The organism is Haloarcula laminariae (genome assembly GCF_025457605.1).
In the GTDB taxonomy this organism is placed as follows: domain Archaea; phylum Halobacteriota; class Halobacteria; order Halobacteriales; family Haloarculaceae; genus Haloarcula; species Haloarcula laminariae.
Genome location: NZ_JAMZFY010000002.1, coordinates 411,100 through 429,017 on the forward strand (window position 1 = coordinate 411,100; position 17,918 = coordinate 429,017).

23 protein-coding genes are annotated in these 17,918 nt (G+C 68.0%); 10 read left to right on the forward strand and 13 right to left on the reverse strand.

Going from position 1 to position 17,918, the window contains the following annotated elements:
• Nucleotides 1–3 precede the first annotated feature (3 nt).
• The 5 genes from pstA to NJQ98_RS13675 form a co-directional block, all read right to left on the reverse strand.
• Nucleotides 4–1,707: a phosphate ABC transporter permease PstA gene (pstA, locus tag NJQ98_RS13655; protein ID WP_262179606.1), complete on the reverse strand. Its 1,704-nt coding sequence runs from the start codon at nt 1,705–1,707 to the stop codon at nt 4–6.
• A complete protein-coding gene (gene pstC, locus NJQ98_RS13660) occupies nt 1,707–2,639 on the reverse strand; it encodes a phosphate ABC transporter permease subunit PstC (RefSeq protein WP_262179608.1) in 933 nt (310 codons plus the stop codon). Before pstC ends, pstA begins: the two co-directional genes overlap by 1 nt.
• Before the next feature lie 23 nt (nt 2,640–2,662).
• Complete coding sequence (locus tag NJQ98_RS13665) at nt 2,663–3,664, reverse strand: PstS family phosphate ABC transporter substrate-binding protein (RefSeq protein ID WP_262179610.1); 1,002 nt, start codon at nt 3,662–3,664, stop codon at nt 2,663–2,665.
• Between the two features lie 194 nt (nt 3,665–3,858).
• On the reverse strand, nt 3,859–4,347 hold the full coding sequence (locus NJQ98_RS13670; RefSeq protein WP_262179612.1) for a DUF8154 family protein: 489 nt from the start codon (nt 4,345–4,347) through the stop codon (nt 3,859–3,861).
• Nucleotides 4,340–5,023, reverse strand: coding sequence for a nucleotidyltransferase domain-containing protein (locus tag NJQ98_RS13675; RefSeq protein ID WP_262179614.1), 684 nt, complete (start codon nt 5,021–5,023; stop codon nt 4,340–4,342). Before NJQ98_RS13675 ends, NJQ98_RS13670 begins: the two co-directional genes overlap by 8 nt.
• A 294-nt stretch (nt 5,024–5,317) precedes the next feature.
• Here NJQ98_RS13675 and NJQ98_RS13680 point away from each other — a divergent pair, with 294 nt between their 5' ends.
• From NJQ98_RS13680 to NJQ98_RS13710, 7 genes are all read left to right on the forward strand, one after another.
• Nucleotides 5,318–6,541, forward strand: coding sequence for an FAD-dependent oxidoreductase (locus tag NJQ98_RS13680; RefSeq protein WP_262179617.1), 1,224 nt, complete (start codon nt 5,318–5,320; stop codon nt 6,539–6,541).
• A 159-nt stretch (nt 6,542–6,700) separates the two neighbouring features.
• Nucleotides 6,701–7,264: a GNAT family N-acetyltransferase gene (locus tag NJQ98_RS13685; RefSeq protein ID WP_262179618.1), complete on the forward strand. Its 564-nt coding sequence runs from the start codon at nt 6,701–6,703 to the stop codon at nt 7,262–7,264.
• A gap of 88 nt (nt 7,265–7,352) precedes the next feature.
• On the forward strand, nt 7,353–8,051 hold the full coding sequence (locus NJQ98_RS13690) for a CDP-alcohol phosphatidyltransferase family protein (RefSeq protein ID WP_262179620.1): 699 nt from the start codon (nt 7,353–7,355) through the stop codon (nt 8,049–8,051).
• A complete protein-coding gene (locus NJQ98_RS13695; RefSeq protein WP_262179622.1) occupies nt 8,048–8,725 on the forward strand; it encodes a CehA/McbA family metallohydrolase in 678 nt (225 codons plus the stop codon). The genes NJQ98_RS13690 and NJQ98_RS13695 overlap by 4 nt, the downstream gene beginning before the upstream one ends.
• 10 nt (nt 8,726–8,735) lie before the next feature.
• Nucleotides 8,736–9,437, forward strand: coding sequence for a TVP38/TMEM64 family protein (locus NJQ98_RS13700; RefSeq protein WP_262179624.1), 702 nt, complete (start codon nt 8,736–8,738; stop codon nt 9,435–9,437).
• 59 nt (nt 9,438–9,496) lie between these two features.
• Nucleotides 9,497–10,153 (forward strand): metal-dependent hydrolase, encoded by a 657-nt coding sequence (locus tag NJQ98_RS13705; RefSeq protein ID WP_262179625.1) that lies wholly within the window; start codon nt 9,497–9,499, stop codon nt 10,151–10,153.
• Between the two features lie 181 nt (nt 10,154–10,334).
• Complete coding sequence (locus tag NJQ98_RS13710) at nt 10,335–10,673, forward strand: hypothetical protein (RefSeq protein WP_262179627.1); 339 nt, start codon at nt 10,335–10,337, stop codon at nt 10,671–10,673.
• Here NJQ98_RS13710 and NJQ98_RS13715 read toward each other — a convergent pair.
• The 8 genes from NJQ98_RS13715 to cmk form a co-directional block, all read right to left on the reverse strand.
• Nucleotides 10,670–11,095, reverse strand: a complete 426-nt coding sequence (locus NJQ98_RS13715) for a rhodanese-like domain-containing protein (RefSeq protein ID WP_262179629.1) — start codon at nt 11,093–11,095, stop codon at nt 10,670–10,672. The two genes, NJQ98_RS13710 and NJQ98_RS13715, sit on opposite strands and share 4 nt — an antisense overlap.
• A 72-nt stretch (nt 11,096–11,167) precedes the next feature.
• Nucleotides 11,168–11,710, reverse strand: coding sequence for an NUDIX hydrolase (locus tag NJQ98_RS13720; protein WP_262179631.1), 543 nt, complete (start codon nt 11,708–11,710; stop codon nt 11,168–11,170).
• Nucleotides 11,707–12,177, reverse strand: coding sequence for a hypothetical protein (locus NJQ98_RS13725; protein WP_262179633.1), 471 nt, complete (start codon nt 12,175–12,177; stop codon nt 11,707–11,709). The genes NJQ98_RS13720 and NJQ98_RS13725 overlap by 4 nt, the downstream gene beginning before the upstream one ends.
• Nucleotides 12,177–12,590, reverse strand: coding sequence for a DUF5809 family protein (locus NJQ98_RS13730; protein WP_262179636.1), 414 nt, complete (start codon nt 12,588–12,590; stop codon nt 12,177–12,179). The genes NJQ98_RS13725 and NJQ98_RS13730 overlap by 1 nt, the downstream gene beginning before the upstream one ends.
• 24 nt (nt 12,591–12,614) lie before the next feature.
• Nucleotides 12,615–13,016 (reverse strand): DUF5810 domain-containing protein, encoded by a 402-nt coding sequence (locus tag NJQ98_RS13735; RefSeq protein ID WP_262179639.1) that lies wholly within the window; start codon nt 13,014–13,016, stop codon nt 12,615–12,617.
• Nucleotides 13,017–13,048: 32 nt separating this feature from the next.
• Nucleotides 13,049–13,549, reverse strand: coding sequence for a ribosomal protein S18-alanine N-acetyltransferase (gene rimI / locus NJQ98_RS13740; protein ID WP_262179641.1), 501 nt, complete (start codon nt 13,547–13,549; stop codon nt 13,049–13,051).
• Between the two features lie 214 nt (nt 13,550–13,763).
• A complete protein-coding gene (locus NJQ98_RS13745; protein ID WP_262179644.1) occupies nt 13,764–14,846 on the reverse strand; it encodes an aminopeptidase in 1,083 nt (360 codons plus the stop codon).
• A 43-nt stretch (nt 14,847–14,889) separates the two neighbouring features.
• Nucleotides 14,890–15,507 carry a (d)CMP kinase gene (gene cmk / locus NJQ98_RS13750; protein ID WP_348533577.1) on the reverse strand — a complete coding sequence of 206 codons (618 nt, stop codon included), beginning with the start codon at nt 15,505–15,507 and terminating at the stop codon, nt 14,890–14,892.
• A gap of 88 nt (nt 15,508–15,595) precedes the next feature.
• Between cmk and gnd the strand changes: the two genes are divergently transcribed.
• The 3 genes from gnd to NJQ98_RS13765 all read left to right on the forward strand — a co-directional run bounded on the left by gnd (nt 15,596) and on the right by NJQ98_RS13765 (nt 17,858).
• Nucleotides 15,596–16,495, forward strand: coding sequence for a phosphogluconate dehydrogenase (NAD(+)-dependent, decarboxylating) (gene gnd / locus NJQ98_RS13755; RefSeq protein WP_262179646.1), 900 nt, complete (start codon nt 15,596–15,598; stop codon nt 16,493–16,495).
• 136 nt (nt 16,496–16,631) lie between these two features.
• Entirely contained in the window at nt 16,632–17,213 is a 582-nt protein-coding gene (locus NJQ98_RS13760; protein ID WP_262179648.1) for a 2Fe-2S iron-sulfur cluster-binding protein, read from the forward strand.
• 246 nt (nt 17,214–17,459) lie between these two features.
• The gene (locus tag NJQ98_RS13765; RefSeq protein WP_262179650.1) at nt 17,460–17,858 is read left to right on the forward strand and encodes a helix-turn-helix domain-containing protein; all 399 of its coding nucleotides are present in this window, start codon (nt 17,460–17,462) and stop codon (nt 17,856–17,858) included.
• Nucleotides 17,859–17,918 lie beyond the last annotated feature (60 nt).

The window sequence follows — 17,918 nt, forward strand, 5'->3', positions numbered from 1 at the left end:
ATGTCAGGCCTCCCGCTGGTACTTGTTCCGGATGAGAATCGCCGTCCCGTTCATTATCAACAGGACGACGAGCAGCGTAACGACGCCGGCGGCCAGCACGCCGTGTCGGATTTCGGGTTCGAGATTCGTCGACCACGCGAATATCTGCCGGGGCATCGCCGGGAGCAGGTCGAAGAAGCCACTCGGTGCGAGTCGGACCGACGAGGCCGCACCAATCATCAGCAGGGGGGCCGTCTCACCGATAGCGCGCCCGACCGCGAGGATAGTCCCGGTCAGGATACCGGGTATCGCCTGCGGGAGCACGACCGACCGTGTCGTCTGCCAGCGGGTCGCCCCCATCCCGTAGGCGGCCTCCCTGTGGGAGTCCGGAACGGCCCGGATGGCCTCCTGTGCTGAGATGATGACGATGGGGAGGATGAGTATCCCGATGGCCAGTCCGCCGACTATCACCGAACCGGTCGGCATCGTCAGCACCCGGACGAAAAGCGTCAGTCCGAGCAGCCCGTAGACGACCGACGGGACGCCGGCGAGGTTGCCGATGTTGATTTCGATGAGCGTGATGAATTTCCCCATGAGACCGCTGTCGGGCGCGTACTCCTCGAGATAGATTGCAGCGCCGACACCGACGGGGAACGTCGAGAGGGCGATGACGATGAGCATCATCACGGAGCCCACGATAGGCGGGTAGAACCCGGCCTCGGCCGGCGTCCGCGAGTGCGCACTGGTGAGAAAGCTCCAGTCGAGCCAGGGGTCCGGCGGGGCGAAGCCGAACAGGTCGACCAGCAGCGCCCCCAGCACCACCCCGCCGACGAGTATGAGTGGGAAGGTGAGCCCGGCGATGCCCTCGCGACGACGAACCACGCCCTCGACGTAGACGGCGACCGGGAGCAGACAGAACGTGACGAGCAGCACCCACCCCGTCGCACCGATACCGGACACCGGCCCGACGAGCGGGGCGAGCGCCGAGGCGGCGACAGCACCGCCGACGAACGCGAGTCCCGCCTTCCGATTCGCCCGCTCTCTGGCGACGTAGCCGCCGAGGGCGGCGCTAACGGGCACGGTGATCGACAGCATGACCATAATCCACTGGAGGGGGACGACCGGCGTCAGCAGGATAGCCTCGCGGAGACTCAGGAGCCGAAAACCGAACTCGACGGGGAGTCCCAGCGCCGACAGTGCCATGTTGAGCGCCATCGTGACCTCTGCCGGCGGCACGCCGAGTATCGTCACGACCGGGGCGCCGAACAGCACGGCCATCCGCTCGGCCGCGGCCCGCGGTCGGTACCGGGCGTGGGCGACGATGATGCCGGCGGCCACGAGCACCGACACCAGCAGCGCGAACATCTCGACTGCGGTAACCAGTCCGATGTCGAGCACGACGGCGAAGACGGCGGCACCCAGCACGCCCACGACCGGCAGTCCGGTCGTCGCGTACGCGACCTCGCCCGCCGGGTCGTCGCGCCGGTAGTAGAAGAGCGCGGCCGAAACCGACGGGACGACCAGCGTCAGGAAGAAAACCAGATGCCAGCCGGGGTCGGCCGAGAACGGCCGCAGCGCGTCCGCGGAGACGTACAGCAGCAACACGAGCACCGAAACGAGTGCGAAGGAGACGGCCGCCAGACAGGTGGCCTCGAAGGCGACGCCGCGGAGGCGACTGACCTGGCCCGTGTCGCCGGCCCAGTCGACCCCCTGTTCGGGCGTCGCCATCAGTTGTACTCCTCCCGGTACCGCGCGGCGATTCTGTTGCTAGCGAGGTTCATGAGGAACGTGATGACAAACAGCGTCAGCCCGATGGCGAACATGCTCTTGAAGCCGGGGCCGCTGACGTTGTCCGCGGAGTTAATCTGTATCATCGCGGCCGTCATCGGCTGGTTCCCCTGCCAGAGGTTCTGGAGCGGGTTCGCGAAGTCGAAGAGCCGCGACCGGCTCCCCATCGCGACGGCGACGATCATCGTCTCGCCGATGGCCCGCGAGAGCGCGAGGATGAACGACGAGAAGATGCCCGAGACCGCGGCGGGGATGACCACCCCGGTCGAGACCTCGTACTTCGTGGCTCCGATGCCGTACGCGGCCTCCCGCAGCGAGTCCGGGACGGCGCTCATCGCGTCCTCGCTGAGGCTGGAGACCATCGGGATAATCATGATACCGACCATCAACGACGCGCTGAGGACGTTGAACGTGTTCAACGGCAGGCCAAAGATTCGCAGGAACGGCGTCACGTAGACCAGCGCGAAGATACCGTAGACGACCGTCGGAATGCCGGCCAGTATCTCCAGCGCGGGTTTGAGTATGGAGCGTGCCCGCTCGCTGGCGTACTCGCTGAGGTAGACAGCTGCTGCGACACCGATCGGGAGCGCGATGGCCGCTGCGATTATCGTCACGAGCAGCGTCCCGGTCAGGAGTGGCAACACACCGAACTCGTTGCGCGGGAGCAGCCACGTCGTCCCGGTGAAGAACTCGACCGGACTGACCATCGTGAAGAAGTCGATGGCGTCTTTCGCCAGCAGGAAGACGATACCCACGGTTATGAAAATGGAGGTGGCCGCACACGTGAACAACAGATATCGGTACAGTCGCTCACGCGCCTCTCGGCCCGCGGGTCTGGACGTAATTGCGTCGGCGGTCGTATCTGTACTCATAATAAATGCGGAAAGGAGCGCGCTTACTCGCCGTCGGTGCTGGTGCCGCTGGTGTTGTACTCTTCGAGTTTCGAGAGGTTCTCGTCGCGCAGGTCCGTGCTGGACGGGACGTAGCCGATCTCCTGGACCGTGTCAGTCTCGGCGTTCTCGAGGAAGTACTCGACGAAGGCGTACACCTGGTCTTTCTCCTTCAGCGACGACTCCGAGGCGTAGATGAACAGGGGCCGCGCCATCGGGTAGGAGCCGTCCTTGGCGTTGGCCAGGCTCGGCTCGGTGCAGCCACTGCCGCCGTCAACCTGAAGTGCTTTGACGTCGTCGGAGTTGGACTTGTAGTAGGCGTAGCCGAAGTAACCCATCGCGTACTCGTTGTCCTGAATCCCCGCGACGATGGTCTCGTCGTCCTCGGTCGGCTGGTGTCGGGCCGTGTGCTGGTAGTCCTCGCCGACGATGTTCGAGTTGAACCAGTCGTAGGTCCCCGACGTCTCGGCCGGACCGTACAGCACGATCTCCTCGTCGGGCCACTCGTCACGCACGTCGGACCAGTTCTGGGCGCCGCCGTCTCGCCATATCTGGGACATCTCCTCGGGTGTCACGCAGTCGACCCAGTCGGCGTTGTTGTTGACCGCCATGGTCAGCGCGTCGCCGGCGACCTGGAACTCGACGGGCTCGACGTTGTTCGAACCACACTGCTCGACTTCGCTGTCCTTGATGGGACGGGAAGCGCCGTTGATGTCGGACTCGCCGGGACAGAAGAAGTTCTCGAACCCGCCACCGCTCCCGGTGGAGTCAACCGTGACGTTGACCTCGGAGTGTTCCTCCATGAAGCTCTCGGCGAAGGTGTCCGAGATGGGGAAGACGGTACTGCTCCCTTTGACGATAACGTCGCCGGAGAGCCCTTCGGACGACTCCTCACCGCTCGTGTTTTCGGTACACCCGGCCACTGCTCCGGCGCCAGCGACGCCGGTTGCCGCGATAAATTTCCGCCGTGAAATGCTGTCTGAGAGCCGCTGTGGGTCCTGCGTCATCACCAGAAACAGGCGCAAGGAGTATTAAACTCGTTTATAATAGGGGTATAGTAGGGTATGAGGGTACAGTAACAATAGTGAGGGATACGAGCGGTACAGTCCCCTCAATAGTGTACAGACCTCTCCCGATAGCTATTGAGACGGCGCCGGTCGAACGCGGCCTGTGCGTGATGTGCCGAGGACCAACGGCCGTGCTACTTACAGAGGCACTCGTGTCGCTGTGAAGACCGGCCGACAACGAAGGCGTGGACCTCCTGTGCGAGTGCGTACATCGTCTCGGCACGCTCCGCCGCCGCGAGACCGTCCTGATAGTACGTCTTCGCCCGGTGGTTGCGCCACAGGTCAGCGAGGTCGTTCGCTACCGACTCGTCGAAGATACCGGCTGAAGCCGCCTCCCGATACACGCCTGGATGCGTACCGGGCAAGTCTGTCGGCTCGATCGTCCCGCGTTCGAGAAGTCGAAACTCCACCGTACGCTCCATGGCTACAAAGGAAGCCTCGATGACGAGCGTGTAGTAGTCCTGCTCCTGTAGCGCCTCCGCACCCGCGAGTAGCCGACACGCCTTCCGGAGTTGGAGCAGCGCGGCGTCGGACACATTGAGCCCCGTTTCGATGTCGGTCGGACGCCGGTCGAACGCGGCCTGTGCAGTGTCGAGGAGCTGTTCGATACGCGTGCTACTCATCGCTGTACACCGCCTTGCGAATCGCCTGGAGCCGCTCGCTACTGACCACCGTGATACCCTCATCGAATATCTCACGGAGCTTCGAGCCCGCTCGGGTGGCGCTGTCGACGGACTCGACGTACGGCTCGAAGGCGAATCGGTCGCCGTCGAACCGTTCCTCGGAGAGCTCACTCACCACGTCGGTTGTGTGTCGGCGGGCACTCGTTCGGTCGCCGTCGACGACGACGAACAGGTCGATGTCGCTCCGCCTGTCGGCCTTGCCACGGGCGACGCTGCCGAAGACGACGACACCGACGAGGTCGTTGATGTCGTCACTCGCATCGAATGCATCCCGTACGTGCTCGACGAACGCCCGAATCGGGTCGTGGAACTCGGTCTGTTCGATAGCCAGTATCGGGTCGTCCTTCTGCAGGCGCTCGGGATCGATAGAGACGTAGTTGCGCTGTGGCGTCTCACGGACGCGAACGACGCCGAGGCCATCGAGCAGGTCGACAGCCCGCCAGACCGTCGAGCGGGCGGCACCCGTCGCGTCGACGAGTTCGGGAATCGAAAACTCCGTCTCGTGGGCAGCCACCAGAAGATCGAGTATCTCGTCGGCCGCACTGAGGCGGAACACGTCGGTCTCAGTGCCAACGTCGATACAGACCGTAGCCGGCTGTTTCGTTAGCTCGGACACTGTCCGATTATATGCAGCGACATATAATGTAAGTTGCGTTGGCTGCCGTCGAACTACTGGTCGGCACCATAATCTGCGTTCTACACATCTGCCAACAGACGAGTTTTTCACGGGGGACGGTGTACAACGCAACGGTGGCGATGACGAGCAGTTACCCCCGCTGAGCCCCTTGTGACGATAGTTTCAACTGAGCCACCATTCCGAGACCGGACAGCGGCGCCCTCGCCGGGAGACCTACTCGATGGTCGCCATCCCGTCGGTAGAGTGATGTGTCAACTACACTAATTAGACGCTATGCCACACGAAACAGACGTACTCGTCGTCGGTGGCGGCGCCACCGGGACCGGTATCGCCCGTGACCTCGCCCTGCGGGGGGTCGACACGACACTGGTCGAACGGGGCGGCATCGGCAGCGGGACGTCGGGGCGCTCCCACGGGCTGCTCCACAGCGGCGCTCGCTACGCCGAGGCTGACCGGGTGGGCGCCGAGGAGTGCCTCCAGGAGAACGATATCCTCCGGGACATCGCCGGGGCCTGCATCCGCGACACCGGCGGGCTGTTCGTCCAGCTCGAAGGCGACGACCCCGACTACTTCGAGGCGAAGCGGGCGGCCTGCGAGGACATCGGCATTCCGACCGAGACGCTCGACGGCGACGAGGCCCGCGAACTGGTCCCGGACCTCAGCGAGGCGACCGTCCGGGCGATGACCGTCCCCGACGCGGTCATCTATCCCTCGCGGCTCTGTGCGGCCAACGCGGCCGATGCCCGCGACCGGGGCGCGACGATACACACGCACGCGCCCGTCGAAAATATACAGCGCGACGACGGGACCGTCACTGGCGTCGAGGTCGGCGGGAGCGTCGACGACACCGTCGCGGCCGACTACGTCGTCAACGCGACCGGGGCGTGGGCGGGCGAACTGGCCGGGATGGCCGGTCTCGACGTCGAGATGCAACCCAACCGCGGCGTGATGGTATCCGTCGAGTACGACGGCCTCGACCCGGTGTTGAACCGCTGTCGGGACCCGGACGACGGCGATATCGTCGTCCCCCACGGCGGCGAGGTGGTGCTGGGGACGACGAGCATCGATGTCGACGACCCCGACGACTACGAGACTGACCGGACCGAGGTCGAGCGGACGCGAAGCGAGTGCGGGGCCATGCTGCCGCCGGTGGAAGACGCGCCCGAAATCCGGACCTGGTGGGGGGTTCGGCCGCTGTACGCGCCCGACGAGCAGGCCCGGGGCGGCCGCGGCATCTCGCGTGGCTTCTTCCTGCTGGACCACGCCGAGGACGGCGTCGAGAACATGGCGAGCATCGTCGGCGGGAAGCTGACCACCTACCGACAGATGGCGGCGGCGGCGGCCGACCTCGCCTGTGTGCGGCTGGGCGTCGACGCCGAGTCCACGACCGCCGACGAGCGGCTCCCCCACGTTGAGGACCCCGAGCGGTTGGACGCGGTCGTCGCCGAGTTCGACGGCCAGGGACCGACCGACGAGGACATCGTCGGCGCCGGGTGAGTACGACGAGCCCCGCCCGATACCGGCGAGGGCTGGACTACGCGTCGGGGAGCGCCTTCGACACCGAGCGCGGGACGCATCTACGACACCGACGGGCAGGGGGCGCGAGCGCCGGTCCACCCGAGCGCTTATCAGCCGTCCCGCTGAGCGCCCGGGTAGATGGTGGAACTCTGGCGGCTGACGCGGAACCGCTACGGACGGGCCTGCTACGACCGGCTCCAAGCGATGGGTGTGACCGCCACGGTCATGACCGAGTACGTCGCCGCACTCTCCGGCGAACCGGGGGCGGCCGACGGCGGGTCGCCGACCGTCGAAGCGTGCGACCCCGACCGGGTGACACCGCTCGACGCCCCGACCGACGACCTGGTCGACGGAGAGGCGGTACTCGCCGCGTTCGACGGGGCGACGCCGCTTGGCTACCTGTTCTACTCCGTCGACGCGACCCACCACATCCACCCGCTCGAACGTGACCTCGAATTCGAGGGGGCGTATCTCCGGCGGGTGTACGTCGCCCCGGAACACCGACAGCGGGGCGTCGCGTCGGCGCTCGTCGCCGCGGCCTGCGAGCGCGCCCGGCAGCAGGATGCCCGGCGGGCGACCGCGCTGGTCGCCAGGGACAACGTCCCCTCCAGGGCGCTGTTCGAGGCCCACGGCTTCGAGGCGGTCCGCGACCGGCGATACGTCCGTGTCGGTCCGTTTGCATACCGCTCGCAACCCGCATAGAGCGGACAGTAGATATATAGATATCTCCTAAGTAAATATTTCTCAGAGTGGTTTTATAGTTGAGGGGTACGGAGCATCGGACACGCCGATGTCAGGGGAACTGCGAGAGGCGATCCGCGGCGCGAGAGAGCGAGTCGAAGCCACTGACCGGGTCGTCGTCGAGCGCGGCGAGCGGACGAACGTGGTGGCACAGCTTACCGGTGCGGACTACATCAGCCTCGCTGCGCTGTTCGTGGGGTGGGCCAGCGCGCTCCTGTTCCTGCGGGGGGAGCCCAACCTGGCGCTGCTGGCGATGTTCGGGGCGTTCGGGCTGGACAAGGCGGACGGCTGGTACGCCCGCCGGGCCGGCGTCTCCTCGCCGTTCGGCCGGCGCGTCGACTCCTTCATCGACATCTTCGCCTACCTCGTCCCCGGCGCGTTGCTCTACCACGTGGCGATGGCCCCCAACGACCTCGCGAGCCTCGTCGTCGGCTTCCTGGTGCTCGCCTTCGGCGGGCTCAGACTGATTCGCCACAGCAGCGAGGGCTTTGGCTCCGACGAGGGGACGAGCTACTACCACGGGACGACCGTGGTCCACACGAACTTCGTCGTCGTCGCCAACTACTTCCTGCTCTCGCTTGTCGGCCCGTGGAACGGCTGGCTGGCGGGACTGCTCGTCTGTGCCGTCTGCCCGCTGATGGTTTCGGACTACAAGGCCTACAAGACGACGGCCAGCCACGTCCTGGCCGGCCTCGGCGCGGCGTCGGCCGCCGGCCTCGCGGTGGCGCTGGAGTGGGGGCTCCTGTGAGCCGGACCGTCACCGTCGACACGCACCTCCACACGGTCGCCTCCTACGACAGCGAGATGTTGCCCGAGCAGCTGCTGCGCCGGGCCGAAGCGGTGGGGCTCGACGGCGTCGTCGTCACCGACCACGACACGGTCGAGGGCGCCCACGTCGTCGCCGACCTCGCGGCCGACTCGCCGGTGACCGCCATCGTCGGCTGCGAGGTGTCGACCGCCGATGGCCACCTGCTCGCTATCGGGGTCGAGGAGGCGCCGGCCTCGGACGAACCGCTGGCGGCCACGGCCGAGCGAATCCGAAAACGGGGCGGCGTCGCGGTCGTCCCGCACCCGTTCCAGCGCTCCCGCCACGGGGCGAGCGCGGACGCCATCGACGGCGTCGACGGCATCGAGGTGTACAACGCGCTCACGCTGGTCAACCTCCGCAACGAGCAGGCGACGCGGTACGCCCGGGCGGCGGACTATCCGGCCTTCGGCGGGAGCGACGCCCACCGCCCCGGCGGCATCGGGCTGGCGGCGACGGAGGTCGAGCTTCCGACGGGGTCGGGCTGTACCGCCGACGCCGTTCTCGACGCGCTCCGGGCTGGCCGAACGGCCGCCGTCGGCCGGCGCACCTCCACGTGGCAGTACGTCACGCGACTGGTCGCCACCGCCCGGTACAACGCCTCCTCGCCGCTGTGACCAGCCACGGATGACCGACGGCGATAGGGAGCGGACGGTCGTCTTCGACTCCGCGGCCGCCCGCCGCGGCGCGCTCCTCCGGGCCGGCGCGCTCGCGGTCGGTGTCCTCCTCGCGGCCGCCGCCGTCCACGCCGTCGTGCCGGTGGCGGACCCGGCGTGGGTCCGGACCCGCGTCGCCGCGCTCGGCCGGCTCGCCCCGCTGGCGTTCGTCGCCCTCCAGGCGGCACAGGTCATTTTGGCCCCTGTCCCCGGACAGCTACTGGGCGGCGTCGGGGGCTACCTGTTTGGCACAGCCCACGGGACCCTCTACAGCATGACCGGCGTCCTGCTGGGCAGCGCCGCCGTCTTCGTCGCGGCCCGGTCGTACGGTCGCCCCTACGTCGAGCGGGTGGTCGACGCCGACGCGCTCGACCGCTGGGACGACCTGGTCGGGCGGACCGGGGTCGCGGGTCTGTTCGTCCTCTTTCTGTTCCCGACCTTCCCCGACGACCTGCTCTGTTTCGTCGCCGGCCTCACCGACATCCGCCTGCGGACCTTCCTCGCCGTCGTCCTCGTCGGCCGAACGCCGTCGTTTCTCGCCGTGGCCTACGCCGGCGGCGAGCTATCGAGCGGACAGCTCCTGCCCGCGGGGGCCGCCCTCGCGCTGCTCGGCGTCGCCACAGCGGCCGTCTACGCGCTCAGGGACCGACTCGGGCTCGCCGACAGCGGCTAGGGTGAGGGCGCTGCCGGTTGTTTATATCTATCGAGCCGTACGTAGTACTCGATAGCCGAATGATGGCCCTGACCCACGGCGCCGCGAGCGTGGCGCTGGTCGCGCTCGCCACGCCGATTTTGGGCGACTACGCCGGTCCGCCGCTGCTGCTGGCGGCGCTGGTCGGCGGACTGGCCCCCGACGTGGACCTGCTGGCCGACCACCGGAAGAGCCTCCACTACCCCGTGGGCTACAGCGTCTTCGCGCTCGGCGCGCTGGGCGGCCTGCTCGCGACCGGCGCGGCGCCGCTCGCGCTCGCCGCCGTCGCCGTCGGGGCGGCGGCGCTCCACGCGTGGTCGGACGCCCTCGCCGGCAGCGTCGAGGCCGAACCCTGGAACCCGACCACCGAGCGGGCGGTGTACAACCACGCCCTCGGTCGCTGGCACCGGCCCCGCCGGTACGTCCGCTACTCGGGCGCGCCGGAGGACGGCCTGCTCGCGCTCGCGGCCGCCGGGGTCGCTATCGCGTCGCCCGCGACCGGGCCGACCGCCGAGGCCGGGCTCTGGTGGCTCGCCGCCGTCGCCGCCGGCTACGCCCTCACGCGGCGACGGCTGGCGGGCCTCCCGGGCAGCGTCGCCTCGCTGCTCCCGCCGCGGCTGGTCGGGGCGCTCCCGTCGGTCCGCGTCGACGAGACCGACAGCGGCGCGACGACGCTGTCTATCCGATTCAGGCCCTGAACCCGCCCGCTTCGGGTGGAGAACCGCCGGACGCGGACGCGGTCCCGGTCCGCTTTCACGGTGACGAAACCGCCCCCAGTTCCCTATTGAGCCGTCCGAACCGGACCGGAGTAGAAAATAATGGCATGGGAGGAACGATTATATGCGCCCATCATAGTGCACTACACAGATACATACTACTATGATACGGATTGAGCACAGCGACGTGCGAACGGTCCCCTCGTTCGAGGGGATTCAGGTGGAAGACGACGAGTGGCGCCTCGACCCCGAGAAGTACCGGGCGTTCACCGAGTCGGTCACCGGTATCGCGCTGACCGAGGAGCTCTCCGCGGCGGACTGTTATCGCATCGGCAACCTGCTGGAGGCGTTCGTCGCCGAGCGAAAGCGCGACGGCGAGTGGAACGACTCGCTGGTCGAGCGGTATCCGGATATCGACTCGCTCGAAGAGATAGTCACCCTGGCCCAGTTTCTCCGGACCTGCCACGACCAGTGTCCGGACGCCCGGGCCCGCTGTAACTAAAACGGCGCGTCCGGCCCCTCGTCGGCGTTCTCGCCCTCCCCGCTGTCGGCGCGCGTCGTGTCTGCGCCCGCCCCGCTGTCGGCGCGCGTCGTGTTTGCGTCCGCCCCGTTATTACCGTCGTCGAACGGTCCGTCCCAGCCCGACAGCCCGGGCTCGAAGCTCTCGACGCGGCCGGTAAAGCCCTCGTACGACGCGATGAGCCGGGCGGCCTGGACGCTTGACTTCCCCTTCGGACAGACCGTGACGACCCGCTCCACGTCGTCGAACCGCTCGACGCTGTCGACCAGTGAGCCGAGCGGGACGTTCTCGCTCCCGGGGATGTGGCCCCGTCGGAACGCCGCCGGCGAGCGGATGTCGATTATCCGCGCGTCGTCGGCGTCGAGCAACTCCCGCATCTCCTCGGTCCCGATTTCGCCGTCCATGTTCGTTCGTGGCCGTCGAGCGGTAAATCCGCTCCGGAGTGGACCAGCGCCCGGTAGCCGACAGCGGACGGGTCAGATGAGTCCCTCGGCCTGTGCGAGCAGGACGCCCTCGATGGTGGCGTCGTTGGCCGGCTCGCGCCTGGCGACGGCCAGCGCGTCGTCGATGGGGACCGTCGTCACCGAGAGGAACTCGTTGTCGTCCAGCTCCTGTTCGGTCGGCGTGAGCCCCTCGGCGAAGACGATGGCCCGCCGGTGGCGCATGACGCCGGTCGCACAGTCGAACGACTCCAGCAGCGAGACGCCCGCCGGCTCGAAGCCGGTTTCCTCGCGGAGCTCCCTGGCGCCGGCGGTCGTGTAGGACTCCCCGTCCTCGACGATGCCGGCGGGGAGTTCGAGACACTGCTGGCGGACGGTCGGGCGGTACTGGTCGACGAAGACCAGCTCGTCGCCGGTGCGGGCGACGACGACGACGGCGTCGGGCAGGTCGGCCCAGTAGTACTTCTTCTCGGAGCCGTCGGGCTGGCGCACGCGGTCGTAGCCGCCGGTGTACCAGCCGGTCTCGTACTCGGCCGCCGATTCGAGAACGGGCCACTCGTGGGTCGGGTCGCGGCTCATGGGCTCTGTGTTACCGCCAGCCGGTAAACGGTTCCGTCGCTGCGCACGCGGACCGCGTCGCCGTCGGCGGCCCCGGGGTACTGCTGGACGAGGGAGTCGTACTCGTCGAAGGGCGAGTGGGTGAACGCGCCCTTGAAGCCGACGGGGCCCCGGTAGTAGGCGCTCGACCGGCCCGCGCTGTCGGCCGTCGCGTTGGCCAGCGCCTCGGTCGCGTAGGGGTAGCGCCGGTCCGAGATGTTGGCGGCGTCGACGGCGCTGGAATCGTTCGTAGCAGTTGCGGTGCCGTCCGGCGTGGCAGCCCCACCGCCGGCGCCCGTCGCGTTCGCCGCGGTGTCGTTGCCGACCGGCGTCGCGGTCATGTAGTAGGGGTCGCCGCTCTTGAGAAAGCCCGGGAGCGCACCCAGCGCCAGCAACAGGACGGCGACGGCGCCCATCGCCAGCAGGAAGTTCCGGGTGACCCGGCGCATCAGACGACCTCGCTGTAGATGCGCCCGAAGGCCTGCCGCCGGAGGGTGCCGACGGCGGCCTCGCGCTCGGACTGGTAGGTCGCCGCGACGGCCTCGTCGGCGAAGTCGGGCGCGTGCCAGACGACGTTGTCGACGTTCTCCGACCCGATCACCTCGACGGCGTGGTCGGCGTCGGCCCGCCACGCCTCGAACTCCTCGCGGCTGCCGACCGTGACCGAAAGCGACTCGGCGAAGAGCACGTCGCGGGCCGTCTCGACGACCTCGCCGGTGACCCGCTCCCGGTACTCGTCGGCGTCGAGCCCCATCGCCTTCGCGACTTCCTTGACGACGACCTGTGCGGTCGAGCCAAGCGACTCGTAGCGGTCACGCGCCGCGGCGGCTGTCGTCGGCGAGAACTGCCCCTCGGTCTCCATGCCGGGGCGTAGGCGCTCGCGGGATTACTCGGTTTCGTCTTCGGCGTCGTCGCCGTCCGTCTCCGCCGGTGCCCCGGCGTCGTCCAGCATCTCCTTTGTCAGTTCGCGGGCCTCCTCCAGCACCGCGGCGTCGTCGTCGCTCATCGACCGGTCGCGGTGGCTGTCGGCGCCCGGCGGCAGGTCGTCGGCGTGGTCGTGGTCCGCCACGCCGCTCTCCTCGAACACCTGCGGGAACTCCCGCTCGTCGGCGTGGTCGACCACCCGCTCGGCCAACTCCATCTCGCCGAGCTGGCCCCACTCGGTGACGTGGTCGTCCAGCCACGTCTCGTGGTCGCCGCCGCCGGTCAGCGCGGTGAACGCGAGGTGGTTCGCGAGGTGCGTGGCGTCGGCCTGTGGGTCGTCACAGACCGGGCAGGCGTATCCCATGCTACCGGACCCCAGGCGCCCGAGCCGTATAATCAGGTCGAATTCGATAGCAGCCGGACCATCACCAGGGCGTCCTCGCCGTTGCTGTAGTAGTTCGGGATGGTCCGGCGGTGTTCGAAGCCGAACTGGCGATAGAGGCGGAGCGCGCCCTCGTTGTCGGCCCGCACTTCCAGCTTGACTGACGCCACGCCGACCGACGAGAGCAGTTCGAGCGCCCGCCGCAGGAGCGCCGTCGCCACGCCCTCGCGCCGACAGTCGTCACGGACAGCCAGGTCCTTGACGTGGCCCAGCGGCGTCCCGTGGTTCGGCACCGTGTCGGCGATGACGTAGCCGGCGACCCGAGCGTCGTCGGCGTCGGTCTCGGCGACGAGAAAGCCCGCCTCCCCCAGATAGCTCTCCAGCGCCGAGAACGGCCAGGGCTGTGGAAACACCGACTGCTCGATGCGGTGTACCCCCAGCAGGTCCGCCCGTTCGGCCGTGCGAATCCGGATGTCGGAGGGGGTCTCGGGCCCGTCCGACGACACCGTCGTCACGAGCGGTGGTATGTGTCGCCGGCACATATGTGTTATCGCCGTGGGGCGATACGACCCGGCCAATCGGCCGGAACCTTCTTTACTACCACTGTCGAAAGTCCGGGCGCACCCGTTTTGGGTGCCACCACCCCCCACCCCCACCCCTTTCGCGGACCGTTCGAGTTACCACCTGAGCCACAGCGTCGCCCGTCGCACGGACGGCCCACGCCGCCGCTCACTCCCAGACGAACCGCCCGTCTTCCTGTACCGTCTCGCCGTCGACCTCCAGCAGCGACCCCTCCCCCATCGTCGTGATGAGGTCCTCGTGGACCGCGCTGTCGTTGCCCGCCTCGCCCGCCGGCAGGCAGGCGTCGTAGGCCCGGCCCAGCGCGAGGTGGACGGTCCCGCCCATCTTCTCGTCGAAGAGGATGTTGTCGGTGACGCGGTCGACGCCGCGGTTCATCCCGATGCCGAGTTCGCCCAGCCGGCGCGAGCCGCCGTCGGTCTCCAGGACCTCCTCGACGACGTCGGCGCCCTGCTCGGCCTCGAAGTCGACCACGACGCCGTCCTTGAAGGTCAGCTTCACGTCCCGGACCCGGCGGCCCTGTATCGTCATCGGCACGTCGAAGGTGACGACGCCGGCGGTGTCGGCGGGCGCGGTGAAGACCTCCCCCGACGGGAGGTTATGCGAGTCGTAGGCGACGCTGGCCGCGGAGTTGACCGCGGTTCGTCCGCCGATATCGAGCGTGAGGTCCGTCCCCGCCGAGCGGATGCGGACCGTCTCGCCCGCGTCGAGGATGTCCTTCAGTCGGGCTTGCTCGTCGGCCAGCGCTTCCCAGTCGCGCAGGGTCGCGTCGTAGACGAACTCCTGATACGCCTCGTAGGACATCCCGGCCTGCTGAGCCATCGCCCGCGTCGGATGTTGCGTGGAGACCCAGTCGGTGTCGAGGCGGGCCTCCCGGATGTCCTGTCGGGCCTTCGAGTGGGCCCGGCGAACGTCGCCGGGCACGTCGGCGCTCCCGGCGGTGTTGTTCGACCCCTTCAGAATCAGAACGCTGTCGGCGCGTTCGTACAGCGCCAGTTCGTAGGCCGGGTCGCGCTCGAACTCGCCGTCGTGAGCGGTGAGGTAGGCCCGCTGGAGCTCCGGCGAGCGGTACGTCGACAGCAGGTTCGCGTCTTTCTCGCCCAGTTGCTCGGCCACGGCGACGCCCAGCTCGTGGGCGCCCTCGCCGACCTCGACGACGACGTCGTCGCCGGCCTCGATGCGGGCGCTCCACTCGACGAGCGTGCTGGCGTGGTCGCGTACGCGGTCGTCCATGTGGGACCGAGCGGTCGCGGGCCCGAAAGCGTACCGCTCCGATTTACGCTTCGATGTCGACCGGGGTGGTCCCGAACGCGCCCTCGTCCGCCTCGGGGTCGTACTCCTCGATGGCCGTCCGGACGAGTTCGAAGACGCCGCCCTGGCTCCACCGGGCGGTGTTCAGGTGGAGGTCGTACAGCTCCAGGTCATCCACGTCTATCTCGTAGTACGACTCGTAGCGCCCGGCCTCGCCGACCTCGCGGACGCCCATCTCGGCGGCGGTCTCCTCGCGGTCCCTGATGCGGTCCATCCGCACGTCTTCGGGGGCGTCGAGGTAGATACGCAGGTCCGCGCGGTCGCCGGCCAGCCAGCCGGCCAGGCGCGATTCGAGGATGAAGGGTTTGTTCGCCGTCCCCCACTGCTCGGCGATGCTCCGGAGCCGCTGGTCCAGGGCCCGGTCTATCTCGTCGGACTCCTGTGCTTCCGCGCTCAGCTGGGTGATAGTCATGTCCCGCTCCTCGGCGATGTCCCGGAAGATGTCGCCGCCGGCGACGTACGGGCAGTCCATCGCCTCTGCGAGGCGGGTACACAGCGTCGACGCGCCACAGCCGGGCGGGCCCGACACGGTGATGAACAGGTTCGTGTCTATCAGCGGTGTCCCGTAGCCTTGTTCGCTCATGGGCGCTCCATCGACGTGTACAGTGAAAGAAGACGCGGTTTCGGAGCCGAATCGCAACCCCTACCTGCCCGGTCGCTGAGTCCCCGGTATGGAACTCGGCGTCATCGGACTCGGACGGATGGGGCGTATCGTCGTCGACCGCGCGCTCGGGGCGGGACACGACGTGGTCGTCTTCGATATCGACGAACAATCCGTGGCGGACGCGGCCGACGCCGGCGCGCGCCCGGCCGACTCTATCCCGGACCTCGCCGAGTCGCTGTCGGGCGACAAGCGCATCTGGCTGATGGTGCCGGCGGGCGACCCCGTCGACGCGGCGCTGGACGAGCTCGACCCCTACGTCGACCGCAACGACATCGTCGTCGACGGCGGCAACTCCCACTTCGAGGACTCGATTCGGCGGGCGGCGAAGACCGAGGCGGCGTATCTCGACTGTGGCACCTCCGGCGGCCCCGCCGGCGCGGAACTGGGCTTCTCGCTGATGGTCGGCGGCAAGCAGTGGGCTTACGACGAGCTCGTTCCCGTCTTCGACGCCGTCGCCACCGGACCGGACGGCCACGACCGCATGGGGCCGTCCGGGTCGGGCCACTACGTGAAGATGGTCCACAACGGCGTCGAGTACGCGCTGATGCAGACCTACGGCGAGGGGTTCGAACTGCTGGCCAACGGCCGCTACGACCTCGACCTCGAAGCGGTCGCGAACACCTGGAACAACGGCGCGGTCATCCGCTCGTGGCTGCTGGAGCTGTGCGAGGAGGCGTTCCGCGAGGAGGGCAACGACCTCGGCGACGTGGCCGACCGCGTCGAGGGCGGTTCGACGGGCACCTGGACCGTCCAGGAGGCGCTCGAACAGGAGGTTCCGGTGCCGCTCATCTACCAGGCGCTGGGCGAGCGCTTCGGCTCGCGGGCCGACGACGGCCGCTTCTCCCGCCGGCTGGCCAGCCGGCTTCGGTACGGGTTCGGGCGCCACGAGGTCCCGCGTCGGGAGTGAGCACTCCGGATGCGGTTGTGAACGCCGACGGTCGCCCGGCGCAAGTGGCACAGACGCCGGACCCACACCGGTCTCGGGACAGTGTGGCGACCGAAAAAACAACAGCTAATTAAATCAGTACTCCAAAGCCACCGGTATGGTATCATTCGTAGGCGTCCTTTCCGGGCTCTCGCTTACCCTCATCGTCGTAGCCCTACACTACGCGAAGGGGACCGGCTGGGAGGCTTCGGAGGACATCTCGCAGGAGGTCCTCGAACAGCGCGCCGCGACGGTGCCGGAGACCGACTTCCCGGAGCCGTACAACCGTTCCATCGGCGGCGGCGGCGCGGCGGCCATCCCGGCCGGCGAGGCCGAGGGCGAACTCGGCGAGGCCGAGGAAGCGGAGGAAGACGCCGGCTTCGACCCGGACGACATCGCCGAGGACGAGGTCGAGTACTACGAAATCGAGTTCGCGAAGGAGGGCGAGACCATCGAGGTCGCCAGCAACGAGAACCTGCTGGAGGCCGGCGAGGACGAGGGCTGGGACCTCCCCTACGCCTGCCGCGAGGGCCAGTGTATCTCCTGTGCCGGGCAGATATCCGACGGGCCGGCGGAGGAGTACGTCCGCCACAGCAACAACGACTCCCTGATGGACGACGACATGGAGGAGGGCTACTGCCTGACCTGTGTGGCCTACCCCACCCAGGAGTTCACGCTCGAAACCAGCGAGTCGCCGTAACTGCGGGCCGCTCTTGGGGGACTGCAGCGACAGTCTACCCGGCGGCTTCGCCGAAGCGATACCCGGATAGCCGGCGTTCGCGCGACTTTGCCACAATCTGCCGGAGGATACTGACACCGAATAGCGACTGCGCTGTGCCAGCGCCCGGGCGGTGTACAAGAGTGTGCATCAGCAAGTTCATACTGTATTAATTGTTTTTGAAAAACATATATTAGGGGTGTCAGCGAAGGGAGAAACAACGAGTACATGACCGCTCCAGAGAACCAAGCGGCCTGGTTAGACTGTTTCGCCGGCGAGCCCGACATCGACTATCCGCCCCCCGACGACCTGTTCAGGGCGCTGGCCAACCGCAAGCGCCGACGGCTGCTGGCGGCGCTCCCGGCCGAATCGACGACAACGCTCGACGAACTCACGGACATCATCCTCGGCTGGTACGACGCCGGCGACGGTCCCGCCGACGCCGACGAGCGGGCGAAAGTCAGAATCGAACTCGTCCACGCGCATCTCCCGCTGCTCGCCGACGCCGGGCTGGTCACCCGCGAGGACGGGGGGATAACGCGTCCCGCGTATTCGGAACCGGTCGAGAAACTGGTGGCGTTCGCCGACGAGTACGACGCGGTGGTGGAACCCGAGTCCCGTTGTTGAGCTTCGGGCGGACCCAGCCGGTTGTGTCGAACTCCCACACCGTTGGCCTGCCGAACGACT